The sequence below is a fragment of the Pseudomonas sp. NPDC089407 genome (assembly GCF_044900445.1).
In the GTDB taxonomy this organism is placed as follows: domain Bacteria; phylum Pseudomonadota; class Gammaproteobacteria; order Pseudomonadales; family Pseudomonadaceae; genus Aquipseudomonas.
This window is the reverse complement of sequence record NZ_JBJDNB010000002.1, coordinates 26,603-40,636: the sequence shown is the minus strand read 5'-3', so window position 1 is coordinate 40,636 and position 14,034 is coordinate 26,603. Positions and strand designations below refer to the sequence as shown.

Genomic DNA, 14,034 nt, shown 5'->3' with positions numbered 1-14,034 from the left:
CGCAGGGTGCAACCATCAGCGCACGGGTGGCGCGTACTGGATGCCGCCGTTGTTCCACAGGGCGTTCATGCCACGGTCGATCTTCAGGTCGGTGCTCTGGCCCAGGTTCTTCTCGAACACTTCGCCGTAGTTGCCGACTTGCTTGACGATCTGCACTACCCAGTCTTTGGGCAGCTTGAGGTCTTTGCCGTACTCACCGTCGCCACCCAGCAGGCGGGCAACGTCCGGGTTCTTGGTGGCTTTGGCTTCAGCCTCCACGTTTTTCGAGGTGATGCCTGCCTCTTCGGCGTTGAGCATGGCGAACAGGGTCCACTTGACGATGCTGAACCACTCTTCGTCGCCTTTACGCACCACCGGGCCCAGTGGCTCCTTGGAGATGGTTTCCGGCAATACGACGTAGTCGGTCGGCGCCGCCAGCTTGGAACGCTGGGCGAACAGCTGCGACTTGTCCGAAGTCAGCACGTCGCAACGGCCGGACTCCAGCGACTTGGCGCTTTCGTCAGAGGTATCGAAGGTGATCGGGGTGTACTTCAGGCCATTGGCACGGAAGAAGTCCGACACGTTCAGCTCAGTGGTAGTACCTGCCTGGATACAGATGGTCGCGCCATCGAGTTCCTTGGCGCTGGAAACGCCGAGCTTCTTGTTGACCAGGAAGCCGACGCCGTCATAGTAGGTAACACCGGCGAACACCAGGCCCATGCCGGCATCGCGCGAGCTGGTCCAGGTGGTGTTGCGCGACAGCACATCGACTTCGCCCGACTGCAGCGCAGTGAAGCGTTCCTTGGCGTTGAGCTGGCTGAACTTGACCTTGGTCGCGTCGCCGAACACGGCGGCGGCCACGGCGCGGCACACATCGGCGTCGATGCCGACGATCTTGCCCTGCGCATCAGGTACCGAGAAGCCTGGAAGACCGTCGCTCACGCCACACTGGACGAAGCCCTTCTTCTTTACCGCATCCAGGGTGGCGCCGGCCTGGGCAGTGCTCACGGCGCCCAGCGCGGCGGCAGCGGTGAGGACTGCCAGGGTGGTTTTCAACACGTTCATTCACTACCTCCAAATCGCTCTTGTTGTATCGAGCCGGAATTGCACCGCACCCTTTTGAGGCATGTCCGACCCGTATTGGCTTGTTATTGGGTCAATTGGCGCAATGGACTGTTCTGTGACAGCCTTCGCTTACAAAGGGTGTTACCGTCACGGCCTGCCCTTTGCATCACAGGTTGAATTGCAAAGCGCGTACCAAATTTTCTGGCTGTAGCGTTTAAGCGCTCGTCAAGTAGGGAAAGTTGTATCGTTGCGACATTCTTTTTCCGACAATCATTTCCAGCGCCTTCTTTTCACGCACGCCATAACAAGACCCGCACACTTTCGGAGCAGTCATGACCAACCCGCTGATTCTCGAGCCACAGAAAACCGCTGACGCCTGTGTGATCTGGTTGCACGGTCTGGGTGCCGACCGTTACGACTTCCTACCTGTGGCCGAATTCATGCAGGAGCGCCTGCCCAGCACACGCTTCATCATGCCCCAGGCACCGACCCGCCCGGTGACCATCAACGGCGGCTACGCCATGCCCAGCTGGTATGACATCAAGGCCATGACCCCCGCCCGCGCCATTGACGAAGCGCAGCTGGAAGAATCTGCCGACCAGGTGGTTGCCCTGATCAAGGCCGAGCAGGCCAAAGGCGTCAGCCTGTCGCGGATTTTCCTCGCCGGTTTCTCCCAGGGCGGCGCGGTGGTACTGCACACTGCTTATATAAAGTGGCAAGAAGCACTCGGCGGGGTAATCGCCCTGTCCACCTACGCCCCCACTTTCAACGACCAGCACCAGCTCAGTGCCTGCCAGCAGCGCACCCCGGCCCTGTGCCTGCATGGCGTGCACGACCCGGTGGTAATCCCGTCGATGGGCCGCACGGCCTTCGAGTACCTGAACACCTGGGGCGTGGCCGCCCGCTGGCACGAATACCCGATGGAACACGAAGTGGTGGTCGAAGAGCTGAATGACATCTACCAATGGCTGGCCGAGCAACTGCAATAAGCGCCTACCGCTTGTAGCTGTAGGGCTATTCCACTACGCCGCGCCCGAATCTTGCATTACACTGCCCGGCGTACATTCCTTAACCAGTTGATGAGACGATCGTGCTCAAGGCACTCAAGAAAATATTCGGCAAGGGAGACGCCGCGCCACAGGCCGTCGCTCCTGCTGCCAGCGTGACGCCACCAGCGCCCGCACCCGCCAGCGAGGCCCGGCCCGTCGCCAAACCGGCCGCTCCGCCCGCCAACCCTACCCCCACGGCTGAACAGCCTGCCGCCGTTACGCCAGCTGCCGAGAAACCGGCCAAGGACAAACCGCGTCGCGAGCGCAAGCCCAAGCCGCAGGCCAGCCTGTGGAAGCCGGAAGACTTCGTGGTCGAGCCGCAGGAAGGCAAGACCCGCTTCCACGACTTCAAGCTGTCCAACGAGTTGATGCACGCCATCCACGACCTGGGTTTCCCGTACTGCACGCCGATCCAGGCGCAAGTGCTGGGCTATACCCTGCGCGGCCAGGACGCCATTGGCCGGGCCCAGACCGGTACCGGCAAAACGGCCGCGTTCCTGATCTCGATCATTTCCCAGCTGCAGCAAACGCCACCGCCCAAGGAACGCTACATGGGCGAGCCGCGTGCGCTGATCATCGCGCCAACCCGCGAGTTGGTGGTGCAGATCGCCAAGGACGCCGCGGCCCTGACCAAGTACACCGGCCTGAACGTGATGAGCTTCGTCGGCGGCATGGACTTCGACAAACAGCTCAAGGCCCTGGAAGCGCGCCATTGCGACATCCTGGTGGCCACCCCGGGCCGCCTGCTGGACTTCAACCAGCGCGGCGAGGTGCACCTGGACATGGTCGAGGTGATGGTGCTGGACGAAGCCGACCGCATGCTCGACATGGGCTTCATCCCGCAAGTGCGCCAGATCATTCGCCAGACGCCGCCGAAAAGCGAACGCCAGACCCTGCTGTTCTCCGCCACCTTCACCGACGACGTGATGAACCTGGCCAAGCAGTGGACCACCAACCCGGCCATCGTCGAGATCGAGCCGGAGAACGTGGCCAGCGAAACGGTCGAACAGCATGTGTACGCCGTGGCAGGCAGCGACAAGTACAAGCTGCTGTACAACCTGGTGACCCAGAACAAATGGGAACGGGTGATGGTGTTTGCCAACCGCAAGGACGAAGTGCGGCGCATCGAGGAAAAACTGGTGCGCGACGGCATCAATGCCGCCCAGCTGTCTGGCGATGTGCCGCAGCACAAGCGCATCCGTACCCTGGAAAGCTTCCGCGAAGGGCGTATCACCGTGCTGGTGGCGACCGACGTGGCCGGGCGTGGCATTCACATTGATGGCATCAGCCACGTGATCAACTTCACCCTGCCGGAAGACCCGGACGATTACGTGCACCGCATTGGCCGTACCGGCCGTGCCGGCACCAGTGGCGTGTCGATCAGCTTTGCCGGCGAAGATGATTCGTATCAGCTGCCGGCGATCGAAGAACTGCTGGGGCGCAAGATCAAGTGCGAGATGCCGCCGGATGAGCTGCTAAAGCCGGTGCCGCGCAAGCATCACTGATTTATCAGCGCTAGCCGCGCCCTTGTAGGAGCGGCCTTGTGTCGCGAAAGGGCCGCGCAGCGGCCCCAGCAATGTCCGCATTTATGCTGAAATTCTGGGGCCGCTGCGCGGCCCTTTCGCGACACAAGGCCGCTCCTACAAAAGCGATCCGTGTCCTGCCTTACCAGCGCCCAGCAGCATCCTGGTCACTCTGCTTCCCTTCCACCCACCTCGCCCCTTCCTGGGTATTTTCCTTCTTCCAGAACGGCGCCCGGGTCTTCAGGTAGTCCATGATGAAATTGCAGGCATCGAACGCTGCCTGCCGATGGGCACTGGCCACGCCGACGAACACGATCGGTTCACCCGGCTCCAGTGCACCGATGCGGTGCAGCACCTCCACCTTCAACAACGGCCAGCGCTGCTCGGCCTCGACCACGATCTTGGCCAGGGCCTTTTCGGTCATGCCCGGGTAGTGCTCAAGGAACATCCCCGCCACTTCGCGGCCATCATTGAAGTCCCGCACATAGCCGACAAAGCCGACCACCGCGCCCACACCCACGTTGGCCGCATGCATGGCATTGGTTTCGGCCCCCGGGTCGAACGCGCTTTCCTGCACTCGCACTGCCATGTTCAGCCTCCTGTCACCGGCGGGAAGAACGCCACCTCGTCGCCCTCTTCCAGCGGCTCATCAAGCTTGCACAGCTCTTCGTTGCGCGCGCACATCAGGTTCTGCTCGGCCAGCAATTCATACTGCCCGCCCTTGCCCAACAATGCCCGGCGCACATCGTCGACATCCTTGAACTCACCCTCCACCCGCTCGGCTTCCACGCCCAGCAGCTCACGGTAACGGGCGAAGTACATCACTTTGACTTTCATTACGCCTGCACCTTGTAGTGGCCGCTCTTGCCGCCGAGTTTTTCCAGCAGGCGCACCTGCTCGATGACCATGCCTTTATCCACAGCCTTGCACATGTCATAGATCGTCAGCGCCGCAACGCTGGCGGCCGTCAATGCCTCCATCTCCACACCGGTCTGCCCGGCCAGCTTGCAGCGGGCGACGATACGCACGGCGTCCGCGCCATCGGCGCTGAGTTCGACCTTTACGCTGGTCAGCATCAGCGGGTGGCACAGCGGGATCAGATCGCTGGTCTTCTTCGCCGCCTGGATCCCGGCAATGCGCGCCACGGCGAACACATCGCCCTTGGGGTGTTCACCGTCGACGATCATCTGCAGGGTCTGCGGCAACATGCGCACCCGCGCCTCGGCGGTAGCCTCGCGCTCGGTCACGGCCTTTTCAGTGACGTCGACCATGTTGGCCCGCCCCTGGGAATCAAGATGTGTCAGCACTGCTCTGCTCCTGTGAAGGGAGCCTGCAGTGTAAACCTGCGGGTCAGGTTTGAGCAGAGGCAAGTGCCTCATCAATTGTGTAGGAGCGGCCTTGCGTCGCGATCGGGCCGCAAAGCGGCCCTGGCAATATCAGCTGCGAAGCTGAGAAGCTGGGGCTGCTCCGCAGCCCGATCCGACCGGTCCGACGCCTCGGCAAGGCAGCTCCTACAAAAAGCACGCACAGTGAACAGGCAAGGCCGGGCGGCGAACCGCCCGGCGGTGAGGATTACAGATGCGACTCGGCGTACTCGGCCAGCACCGAACGGGGCACGCCCTGCAGGGTAATGTGCACGCCATGCGGGAAGTCCTTGAAGCGCTCGGTCAGGTAGGTAAGGCCCGAGCTGGTCGCGGACAGGTAGGGGGTGTCGATCTGCGCCAGGTTACCCAGGCAGACCACCTTGGACCCGGAGCCGGCACGGGTGATGATGGTTTTCATCTGGTGCGGCGTCAGGTTCTGGCACTCGTCGATCAGGATCAGGCTCTGCTGGAAGCTGCGGCCACGGATGTAGTTCAGCGACTTGAACTGCAGCGGCACACGCTCAAGGATGTATTCGACGCTGCCATGGGTGCTTTCGTCATCCATGTGCAAGGCTTCGAGGTTGTCGGTAATGGCGCCCAGCCAAGGCTCCATTTTCTCTGCTTCGGTACCCGGCAGGAAGCCGATCTCCTGGTCCAGCCCCTGCACGCTGCGGGTGGCGATGATGCGCCGGTAACGCTTGCTGACCATGGTCTGCTCGATGGCAGCCGCCAGGGCCAGGATGGTTTTACCGGAGCCGGCAGCACCGGTCAGGTTGACCAAGTGAATGTCCGGGTCGAGCAGGGCGAACAGCGCCAGGCTCTGGTGAATGTCGCGCGGTTTCAGGCCCCAGGCTTCCTGGTGCAGCAACGGCTCCTGGTGCAGGTCGAGCAGCAGTAGTTCATCGTTGCGGATGCCTTTGATCCAGCCGACAAAGCCCTGCTCGTCAATGATGAACTCGTTGATATGCACCGCCGGCAGGTTGTCGATCATCTGCACGCGGTGCCAGGTACGGCCACGCTCCTGGCGGGTGTCGACCTTGCTGACCCGGTCCCAGAACGAGCCGGTGACCGAATGGTACCCCTTGGACAGCAAGGACACGTCATCGACCAACTGGTCGGTGCTGTAGTCCTCCGCCGCGATGCCACAAGCGCGCGCCTTCAGGCGCATGTTGATGTCTTTGGTAACCAGCACAACGTCCAGGTCGGTGCGCCGGCTGCGCACGTCGAGCAAGGTGTTGATGATGATGTTGTCGTTGAGGTTTTCCGGCAGTAACTTGCTGGGCTCGTTGCGCGGGCTCATGAGGATGGACAGGAAGCCCTTGGGCCCACTCTTGTTACGCTGGATCGGCACGCCCTGTTCCACATCACTGGGCGAAGCGTCACCGAGGGTCTGGTCGATCAGGCGGATGGCCTGCCGGCATTCGGCGGCGATGGTCTGTTTACCGGTCTTGAGCTTGTCGAGTTCCTCCAGCACCGTCATCGGAATGGCGACGTGGTGCTCCTCGAAGTTGAGTAATGCGTTGGGGTCGTGAATCAGGACGTTGGTATCGAGCACATAGAGGATTGGCTTGCTGGAGGAAGGGTTGCGTCCTTGGTCATCCATACTCGGTCACCTTATGTCGAAGCCACACGGCGCGGTCTGCTGCGCCGCAAAGTGACTGCCGTGCTCCCCGTATCCGCGTTGCTACGGGCGGGAAGTGAACCTGGCAAGGTGGGCCTGGATGACGCCACCTGTGCTGCAGGAATCGGCTGTCTGGTTTCTTCATACCGCAAAAACCATGACCGGAAAAAGCATTTTTACGCGTTTTTGAAGTTTATTTTTCAGAATGACGAAGGGCCCTTGGCGGCAAAGCAAGACAGGACTACGCTCAGAAGTCATACCCTCTATCCGCTATATCCATATTCCCGGCAATCTTCCCAGCCAATGCCGCTCTGGGCGGTGTTTTGCAGCAACCATTGCACCGCCGGCTGGGCTTTGGGCAGGCTGTCATGGAACTGGATCACACCTTTGCGCCATAGCAGCATCAGGGTGAGTACGCGCTGCGCCGAGGCCTCTGCACTGAGCGCACCGTCATCCTCGGCATCGATATCCCACAACGACACCCGCAACTGCTGGCTGGCCATGAACGCCTCGCCATCGGCCCGGCGCTGCCCATAGGGTGGCCGGAACAGTGGCACGTATTGCTCAGGCAGGTCGGCCTGGACCCGCGCCTGGCTGCGCCGCAGTGAGTCCTGCCAACCGGTCCACTGTGCGTGGGAGCGGTACTCCCAACCCTGGATGCCCACGCACTGGCCGCCGTAGAGCTTGCGCAACGCGTCAGCCGCCCCGGCATCACGGCGTTGCTGCAGGCGGATACCGAGCACGAAGAAGGTGCCTTGCAGCCTTTGCCTTCGCAGGTACTCGGCAAGCAGATCGGTACTGCCGCCCGCCGGCCCGGGGCCGCCGACGAACGTCAGCAGGAACATGCGATCGTTCAGTTGCTCACCATTGCGCTCGCGCGCAGACAACCGCTCCACCTCGCTGCTGGTCTGCGGCAGCAACGCAGCCTTGCGCAGTTGCTCAGTGAGGTAGCGCACATGAAACTGATGGCTGGGCTCTACCCAGGCCGTATAGAACGTGCCGACATCGGCCGCGAACGTCGCCGCCTGGGTGCGCAAACCCGCCATGGAGTCAACCGGGTAGCAGAACGACGCATCCTGCTCGCAACTGCGCTGCGCCTGCTGATACCCCTCCCACAACCGCTGCCACAGGCGCGCCCGCACCTGGCGCACCTTCTGCAGGTTGATCTGCCGCAGGCCCAGCCGCGCTGCCAGCGCCGCATCATCCAGCAGCTCGCTTTCGTGCAGCACTTGGGCGAACGAAAGGATTTCTGCACGCGATGCCACATCGAACAACGCCGGGCTGTTCAATGGCTCGGGCCACAGGCTGCGATCAAGGCTGACCGGGGGTAGAGGGGCGGCTTGCACGGCCAGGCTCGACAGAGCGGCCAGCAAGGCAAAGGCAATGCGCACGGTGGAGAGCTCCGCAACAGCAAAACGCGAACTATAGCGCCTGCACCGGCCATGGTCTGTGACTATCGTCACCATAGTTTGGACTTGTGCCGCCCAGCCCGTAGAATCCCCGACCAACGATGCCAGGAGCCGACCCGATGCTGACGGTGATTTCCCCCGCCAAGACCCTCGACTACGATACCCCGCCCGTGACCGAGCGTTTCACCCTGCCCCAGTACCTGGACGACTCCCAGGCACTGATCCAGCAACTGCGGGAACTGTCGCCAGCGCAGATCAGCGAACTGATGCACCTGTCCGACAAACTCGCCGGCCTGAATGCCGCGCGCTTCGGCAGCTGGACCCCGGACTTCACCCCGGCCAATGCCAAGCAGGCGCTGCTGGCGTTCAAGGGTGACGTGTACACCGGCCTCGACGCCGAGAGCCTGGGTGAGGACGACTTCAGCTACGCGCAAGACCACCTGCGCATGCTCTCGGGCCTTTACGGCCTGCTGCGCCCGCTCGACCTGATGCAGCCCTACCGCCTGGAAATGGGCACCAAGCTGGCCAACGCCCGCGGCAAGGACCTGTATGCGTTCTGGGGTACGCGCATCAGCGAATGGCTGAACCAGGCCCTGGCCGAACAGGGTGATGACGTGCTGCTGAACCTGGCCAGCAACGAGTACTTCAGCGCGGTGAAACGCAGCGCCCTCAAGGCGCGTGTGATCAACGTCGACTTCAAGGACTGGAAGAACGGCCAGTACAAGATCATCAGCTTCTACGCCAAGAAAGCCCGCGGCATGATGAGCCGCTTCGTCATCCAGCAGCGCATCAGCGACCCAGAACAGCTCAAGCAGTTCGATGTGCAGGGGTACTACTACAGTGCCGAGCAGTCCAAGGCGGATCACCTGGTATTTCTGCGCGATCATCCGGGCGAGTGAGCCTGTCAAAGTAGAGGGCTGCCCGGCAAGCCGGCGGGCTCCCTCTCACATGACCACACATTTCTTGAATTGACCGGCCCTTGCCATCATCGTCATCCTGCTGGGACTGGCATCGGCAGGAGGGGTTTGTTCATGGCATTCGAGGATGCGTTTCGGCTCAGTTCGCATGCTGTCATATTGAATGACAGACAAGAGATTCTCTTACTGAAAGCCACGTATGGTGACTTGTCTTGGGGCTTGCCCGGTGGTGCGCTGGAACCAGGTGAAACCATACATGAGGCACTGGAGAGAGAATGCTACGAAGAGACGAAAATCAAGCTCGATAGCCTGACATTGACCGGTGTCTATTACCATAGGAAATACAACTCCCAAGCCTTCATTTTTCGCTGCAGGCCCAGCAATTTCGGCGCCATTGCCCTGAGCAGCGAACATTCCGAATACAGGTTTTTCCCTTTGGATACGCTTGGGGAGATTCAGAAAATAAGGGTGCATGACTGCCTTAATTTCTCGGGCGAAGTCGTTAGTCGAAAGTTCTGAGTTTCATTTTTCTCCTTCATGAATCTGCGCCGCCTGCTTCGCGGGCGCGCCCGCTCCCACAATTTAAGCGCCCACGCCGCTAAGTCAGTGCATTATCCGCTGCCTGTGGCAGCTGCCTTGCCGGCGACGGGTGTGCTCGGTAGCCGTACATATCCAGCTCCTACCCCAATTACTTCCAACCCTTGCGACAAGGCAACTCCAAGGGTGACAGGTACCTTCCTCGCCGGCTGATCGTCTTCGCCGCGCCATACCACATAGTGCGCCCCTGCCTCATCCTCCTGCAGGGCTTCGGCAGGCACCACCAAAGCATTTTCCTTGCCGTATACCAGCACCCTCAGTTGCGCGCTCATGCCCAGACGCAAACCTGATCGCGCTGACGCTGCAGGCAGATCAAGATTTGCAATCACGTCATACCAGGCACCTCGCCCGCCTTCCGGTCTGGGCTGCTGACCTATATGGGCCAACTGCCCGGCAAACGACTGGCCAGCGACGGAAACCTGCACCTGCTGCCCCTCACGAAGGGTGGCCAGATCCTGCTCTTCCACTGCTGCCAACACCTGCAGCTGGTCGAGATCTATCAGCTCCAGCAGTGGCGTGCCGCGAGCGACCTGCTGGCCTGGCTGCAGCGGTGTCACCGCAGCATTGCCAGGCGCCGTTACCCGCACGGCCACCGCACTGAACGGTGCCTTGATCACGCGCTGTTGGCGCAGGCTTAGCAGTGCGCGTTTTCGCGCCTCGGCGTTGCTCAGCTCCATCCGCGCGATTTGCAGGCTATCGCCCTGGCCGCGTACCAGGGTCTGCTGCAGCTCCTGCTCGGCATCGAGCACGGTTTGACGCTGCGCTTCGACCTGTTGCGCCAGACCCTGCACTTCCAACCGGGCGACAATGCCTCGCTCGTACAGCCGCTGGGTGTCGTCCAGGGTTGCCCGGCTAGCCGACAGCGCGCTTCGCGCATTGGCCAACATGCGCCGCGCCCTGACCACCTCAGGGCCGTTGGCCCATGCCTCAAGTGCCATGGCATTGCTGCGAGCCCTCAACCAGTCCGCCTCGGCCTGTCGCAGCTGGATAGCCAGCTGTTCAGTGTCTAGCGTAAGCAGCACCTGCCCTGCCTGAACGCGTTGCCCATGACTGACAGCGACTGCGGCCAGAACGCCGTCGAACGGCGCCGCCACGGTGACCTGGCGTGTTGCCTGTAGCTTGCCGGCCAGGCCCAGATGTTGCTGCAAACGCTGGGGCTCGATCCGCACCCAACGCACGCTGTCGGGTTGCGACTCTGCAGGCCAGGCGTACCAGAGCCAGAAGCCAAACAGACCAGACATGCCAGGCCATATCCATAAGCCCCTACGCCACCTAGTCATACACATCCACACCCCAGCTTTGCAGCGTCGAACCCTGAATCCGGTCAAGCGCTGCCTGGCCATTGAGGTAAGCAATGGCAGCATCCAGATGGGCGTTCTGAGCGTGGCGCAGGTCACTCTCGAAACTCAGTACCTCAAAGTTGCTGGAGCGCCCGAGGGCCAGTTTTTCCTGTTCGACGTCAAGCTTGCGTTGCGACAGGGACAACGCCCGCCGGGCAATTTCCAACTGCCGCCAACGTACCTGGATATCCCGCACGGCGTCGGTCACATCGCGCTGCAACTGCTGGTACGCCTCGGCCTTAGTCAGTTGATGACGTTGCAGTGCGGCCTCGGCATGCACCTCAGCTTGTCGCTGACTCAGGTCACCCAGTGGTACTTCCAGCTCCAGCCCCACATAACGCTGCCAGCTCGACTGGCTGCCAGGGCGCTCACGCGCCTGGCTGGCCCCGGCCACCAACGACAGGTCCCACCATTGCTGGTCACGCGCCACCAGCAGGTCAACAGCAAGTTGCTCACCGGTAATACGCTGCATCAGATAGGCAGGTTGCAGCGCTTCAGCCCGGGCCAGCGCTTGCGCAGCATCCACATGCACCTGCTGCACCTCGACCTCGTCCACGGCCCGCAAAGGGGTTGCAAGGTCGATGGCCAATGCCTGGGCCAAGGCAAGCCGGCTCTGCTGCAACTGGCTGCGGCTGCTCTCCTGCGCCAGCTCCTGGGTTGCCACCTCGGCTTCAGCCTGGATGATCTCGAACGCCGCCATGCGGCCAGCGGTGATAAGTGCCTGGTTCACCTGCACAAGCTGACGCGCGCGACGCACAGCTTGCTCGGCAATTTTCTGCTGCTCTTGCGCCCGTACTAATGCTCGATAAAGAAAAATGACCTGGCTGATGGCGTGCGCGATATTGTCCTTGAGTGCCAGCCGATTAAGCTGGTCCGACAGCTGCGCCTGACGCAGCGGCGCGCCTGCGACTGCCGGGCCTGCACCGCGCAACAGAGGCTGAATCACCATCAGGTTGGCGCCATCCCTGTAGCGCCGTCCTGACTCATGCAGCTGGGTATGGCCATACGACCAATCCATGCTCAAGCGTGTGCCGTAGGGGGTCAACAGGTTGGCCGAGGGGGCAAACTCGGCCTCGCGGTAACGCTCGCTCTGGTTGCGATTAGCGTAATAGCGGGCCTTGAGCGAAAGCTGCGGCGAATAGCGATTACGGGCCACGCGCAGGTCGAATTTTTCCACCCTGCGCTGAAGGTGGGCACTGCGAATGGCGCGGTTGTCTCGCAAGGCCAAGGCTACCGCGTCTGCCAGCTGCAATGGCACCTCCCGGGTCTGGGCCATTGCCAATGCGCTGACCCCCTCTGCCCAAGCCGCAACAGGCAGCAGCAACGCGCAGGCAAGCAGCCACCCGCTAGTCCTCACGCAATGCCTCCACCGGTTGCAGGCGGGCGGCGGCGAGTGCCGGATACAGGCCAGACAGAAGGCCTGAAACCAACGAAGCGGCAACCCCCAATGGCACCGGATAAATTGCCAGTGACAGCGGCCAACCGGACCACCAGGCGAACAGCCAGGCCGCCAGCAACCCTGCAACTGCACCACCCAGCGCACCGGTACAGGACAACAGCAAGGCCTCGAGCAGGAACGACCAACCGATGTCCCGGGCCCGCGCCCCAAGGGCTAGCCGAAGGCCTATTTCGCGACGGCGCTCGGCCACATTCATCAGCATGACGTTCATCACCCCGACACCGCCCAATAGCAAAGCAATGCCGGCAAACCCCGCCAAAAGGCCGTTGAGCATCTGCGACTGGCCCGTCATGCCCTCCAGCAACTGACTCGGCAGCCGCACCGTCACCTGGTGCTGTGGCAGCTGTGCCTGAAGGTGAGCTACCAGGCGCTCCGCGGACTGTGCCAGCGGATGCGGGTCGCGCCCGAGTGCCAGCATCAGGCCCACTTCCGGGGCCGGCATCAGTCGGTGCATGCCCGATAACGGCATGAGCACAGCCTGGTCCAGCATGATCGGCAATAGCGGATTGTCACCTGTTGCAGCCAGTACCCCTACCACGTGGAACAGATAGTGCCCCAGCTGCAGCTGCTGGCCCGGCCTTGCTGCCAACTGGGCCGCCAGCGAGGCACCCAGCACTACATGCAGGGAATCGACATCATGCACAGACAGCAAGCGCCCTTCACGGGCAGCAAGCCCAAGTACCGCTGCAAGCTGGGCCGTGCTGCCGACGACCATTGCGTCATGTCGCAAGCCTGGCCGCTGGACAGTGCTCGCGGCGACAATCAGCGGCGCTACCACCCGCACGTACGCGGATACGTCGGTCGTGTCGGGCGTCACGGCACCGTTGCCCCTGCCCTGGCGCTCCAGCTCGACCACCATCAGTTCGCTGCCCATGCCTTTGAACAGCGTCTGCACATGCTGCGCTGCACCGTGCCCCATGTTCAGCAAGGCAACCACCGCAGCACAACCTACCCCGATGCCCAGCAATGCCAGCCAAGCCCTGCGCCCCATCAGGCGCAGGTTTAGCAGCGCCTCGGCGAATCGCTGCGGCCAGCCAGGGCCATAGCGCTCAGGCATCGCTCAGGCGCCCATTTTCAACCCGCAGGCAACGCTGCATCTGCTGCGCCAGTGACAGGTCATGGGTCACCATGAGCAGCGTGGTGCCACGTTCGCGGTTAAGTTCCAGCAGCAGTTGCAGTACGCGGGTGCCGGTCAGCGGGTCCAGGCTGCCGGTTGGCTCGTCAGCGACCAGCATGCGCGGTTCAGTGACCAGCGCGCGCGCAATGGCCACGCGCTGCCGCTGGCCACCTGACAAGTCGGCAGGCCGCTGACGGCCTTGCGTGCCAAGGCCCACGGCCTCCAGCTGCGCCTGGGCCAAGCGCCGCGCGACAGGCAGGCGCAGGCCCCGATAGGACAGCGGCAGTGCAACGTTATCCAGCGCGCAAAGCCGCGGCAGCAGGTTGAAACCCTGAAAGACAAAGCCGATCAGCTGGTTGCGCATGAGCGCACGGCGATCAGCGCTGGCGGCTGTTACGTCAATGCCGCTGATCAGGACACGGCCACTGCACGGGCGGTCAAGCAGGCCGATCAGGTTCAGCAACGTGCTTTTGCCAGACCCGGACTGGCCAATGATGGCGCAGCTCTGGCCGCTGGGCACCATCAGGTCGATGTCTTGCAGCACTGGCCGGCCGGCATGGAACCGGCTGACGTTGGCAAGGCTGATCATCGGCT

Annotated in this window: 14 protein-coding genes; 4 read left to right on the top strand and 10 right to left on the bottom strand. The window is 62.2% G+C overall.

What is annotated here, in order from left to right; translation table 11 throughout:
* Positions 1-15: 15 nt before the first annotated feature.
* On the bottom strand, positions 16-1,044 hold the full coding sequence (locus ACI2KG_RS02155; RefSeq protein WP_201201991.1) for an amino acid ABC transporter substrate-binding protein: 1,029 nt from the start codon (positions 1,042-1,044) through the stop codon (positions 16-18).
* Between the two features lie 332 nt (positions 1,045-1,376).
* Between ACI2KG_RS02155 and ACI2KG_RS02150 the strand changes: the two genes are divergently transcribed.
* Together ACI2KG_RS02150 and rhlB are read left to right on the top strand one after the other, a co-directional pair.
* Positions 1,377-2,033 (top strand): alpha/beta hydrolase, encoded by a 657-nt coding sequence (locus ACI2KG_RS02150; RefSeq protein ID WP_400614438.1) that lies wholly within the window; start codon positions 1,377-1,379, stop codon positions 2,031-2,033.
* A 101-nt stretch (positions 2,034-2,134) separates the two neighbouring features.
* Positions 2,135-3,598, top strand: a complete 1,464-nt coding sequence (gene rhlB, locus ACI2KG_RS02145; protein ID WP_400614436.1) for an ATP-dependent RNA helicase RhlB — start codon at positions 2,135-2,137, stop codon at positions 3,596-3,598.
* Positions 3,599-3,758: 160 nt separating this feature from the next.
* Here the strand turns inward: rhlB and moaE are convergent, their stop codons facing one another.
* The 5 genes from moaE to ACI2KG_RS02120 all read right to left on the bottom strand — a co-directional run bounded on the left by moaE (position 3,759) and on the right by ACI2KG_RS02120 (position 7,992).
* On the bottom strand, positions 3,759-4,205 hold the full coding sequence (moaE, locus tag ACI2KG_RS02140) for a molybdopterin synthase catalytic subunit MoaE (RefSeq protein ID WP_400614434.1): 447 nt from the start codon (positions 4,203-4,205) through the stop codon (positions 3,759-3,761).
* A gap of 2 nt (positions 4,206-4,207) precedes the next feature.
* Positions 4,208-4,453, bottom strand: coding sequence for a molybdopterin converting factor subunit 1 (gene moaD, locus ACI2KG_RS02135; RefSeq protein ID WP_404660627.1), 246 nt, complete (start codon positions 4,451-4,453; stop codon positions 4,208-4,210).
* Positions 4,453-4,923, bottom strand: coding sequence for a cyclic pyranopterin monophosphate synthase MoaC (gene moaC / locus ACI2KG_RS02130; RefSeq protein ID WP_201201984.1), 471 nt, complete (start codon positions 4,921-4,923; stop codon positions 4,453-4,455). Before moaC ends, moaD begins: the two co-directional genes overlap by 1 nt.
* Positions 4,924-5,188: 265 nt before the next feature.
* The gene (locus ACI2KG_RS02125) at positions 5,189-6,583 is read right to left on the bottom strand and encodes a PhoH family protein (protein WP_012274097.1); all 1,395 of its coding nucleotides are present in this window, start codon (positions 6,581-6,583) and stop codon (positions 5,189-5,191) included.
* A 281-nt stretch (positions 6,584-6,864) separates the two neighbouring features.
* Positions 6,865-7,992, bottom strand: a complete 1,128-nt coding sequence (locus ACI2KG_RS02120) for a polysaccharide deacetylase family protein (protein ID WP_404660626.1) — start codon at positions 7,990-7,992, stop codon at positions 6,865-6,867.
* 137 nt (positions 7,993-8,129) lie between these two features.
* Between ACI2KG_RS02120 and yaaA the strand changes: the two genes are divergently transcribed.
* Positions 8,130-8,909 (top strand): peroxide stress protein YaaA, encoded by a 780-nt coding sequence (gene yaaA, locus ACI2KG_RS02115; RefSeq protein WP_404660625.1) that lies wholly within the window; start codon positions 8,130-8,132, stop codon positions 8,907-8,909.
* 132 nt (positions 8,910-9,041) lie between these two features.
* Complete coding sequence (locus ACI2KG_RS02110; RefSeq protein WP_404660624.1) at positions 9,042-9,446, top strand: NUDIX hydrolase; 405 nt, start codon at positions 9,042-9,044, stop codon at positions 9,444-9,446.
* A 92-nt stretch (positions 9,447-9,538) separates the two neighbouring features.
* Here the strand turns inward: ACI2KG_RS02110 and ACI2KG_RS02105 are convergent, their stop codons facing one another.
* From ACI2KG_RS02105 to ACI2KG_RS02090, 4 genes are read right to left on the bottom strand one after another with little or no spacing between them, the layout of a single operon-like run.
* A complete protein-coding gene (locus ACI2KG_RS02105) occupies positions 9,539-10,765 on the bottom strand; it encodes an efflux RND transporter periplasmic adaptor subunit (RefSeq protein ID WP_404660623.1) in 1,227 nt (408 codons plus the stop codon).
* Between the two features lie 31 nt (positions 10,766-10,796).
* Positions 10,797-12,221 carry a TolC family protein gene (locus ACI2KG_RS02100; RefSeq protein WP_404660622.1) on the bottom strand — a complete coding sequence of 475 codons (1,425 nt, stop codon included), beginning with the start codon at positions 12,219-12,221 and terminating at the stop codon, positions 10,797-10,799.
* Positions 12,211-13,380 (bottom strand): ABC transporter permease, encoded by a 1,170-nt coding sequence (locus ACI2KG_RS02095; RefSeq protein ID WP_404660621.1) that lies wholly within the window; start codon positions 13,378-13,380, stop codon positions 12,211-12,213. The genes ACI2KG_RS02100 and ACI2KG_RS02095 overlap by 11 nt, the downstream gene beginning before the upstream one ends.
* Positions 13,373-14,029: an ABC transporter ATP-binding protein gene (locus tag ACI2KG_RS02090; protein WP_404660765.1), complete on the bottom strand. Its 657-nt coding sequence runs from the start codon at positions 14,027-14,029 to the stop codon at positions 13,373-13,375. Before ACI2KG_RS02090 ends, ACI2KG_RS02095 begins: the two co-directional genes overlap by 8 nt.
* Positions 14,030-14,034: the final 5 nt, after the last annotated feature.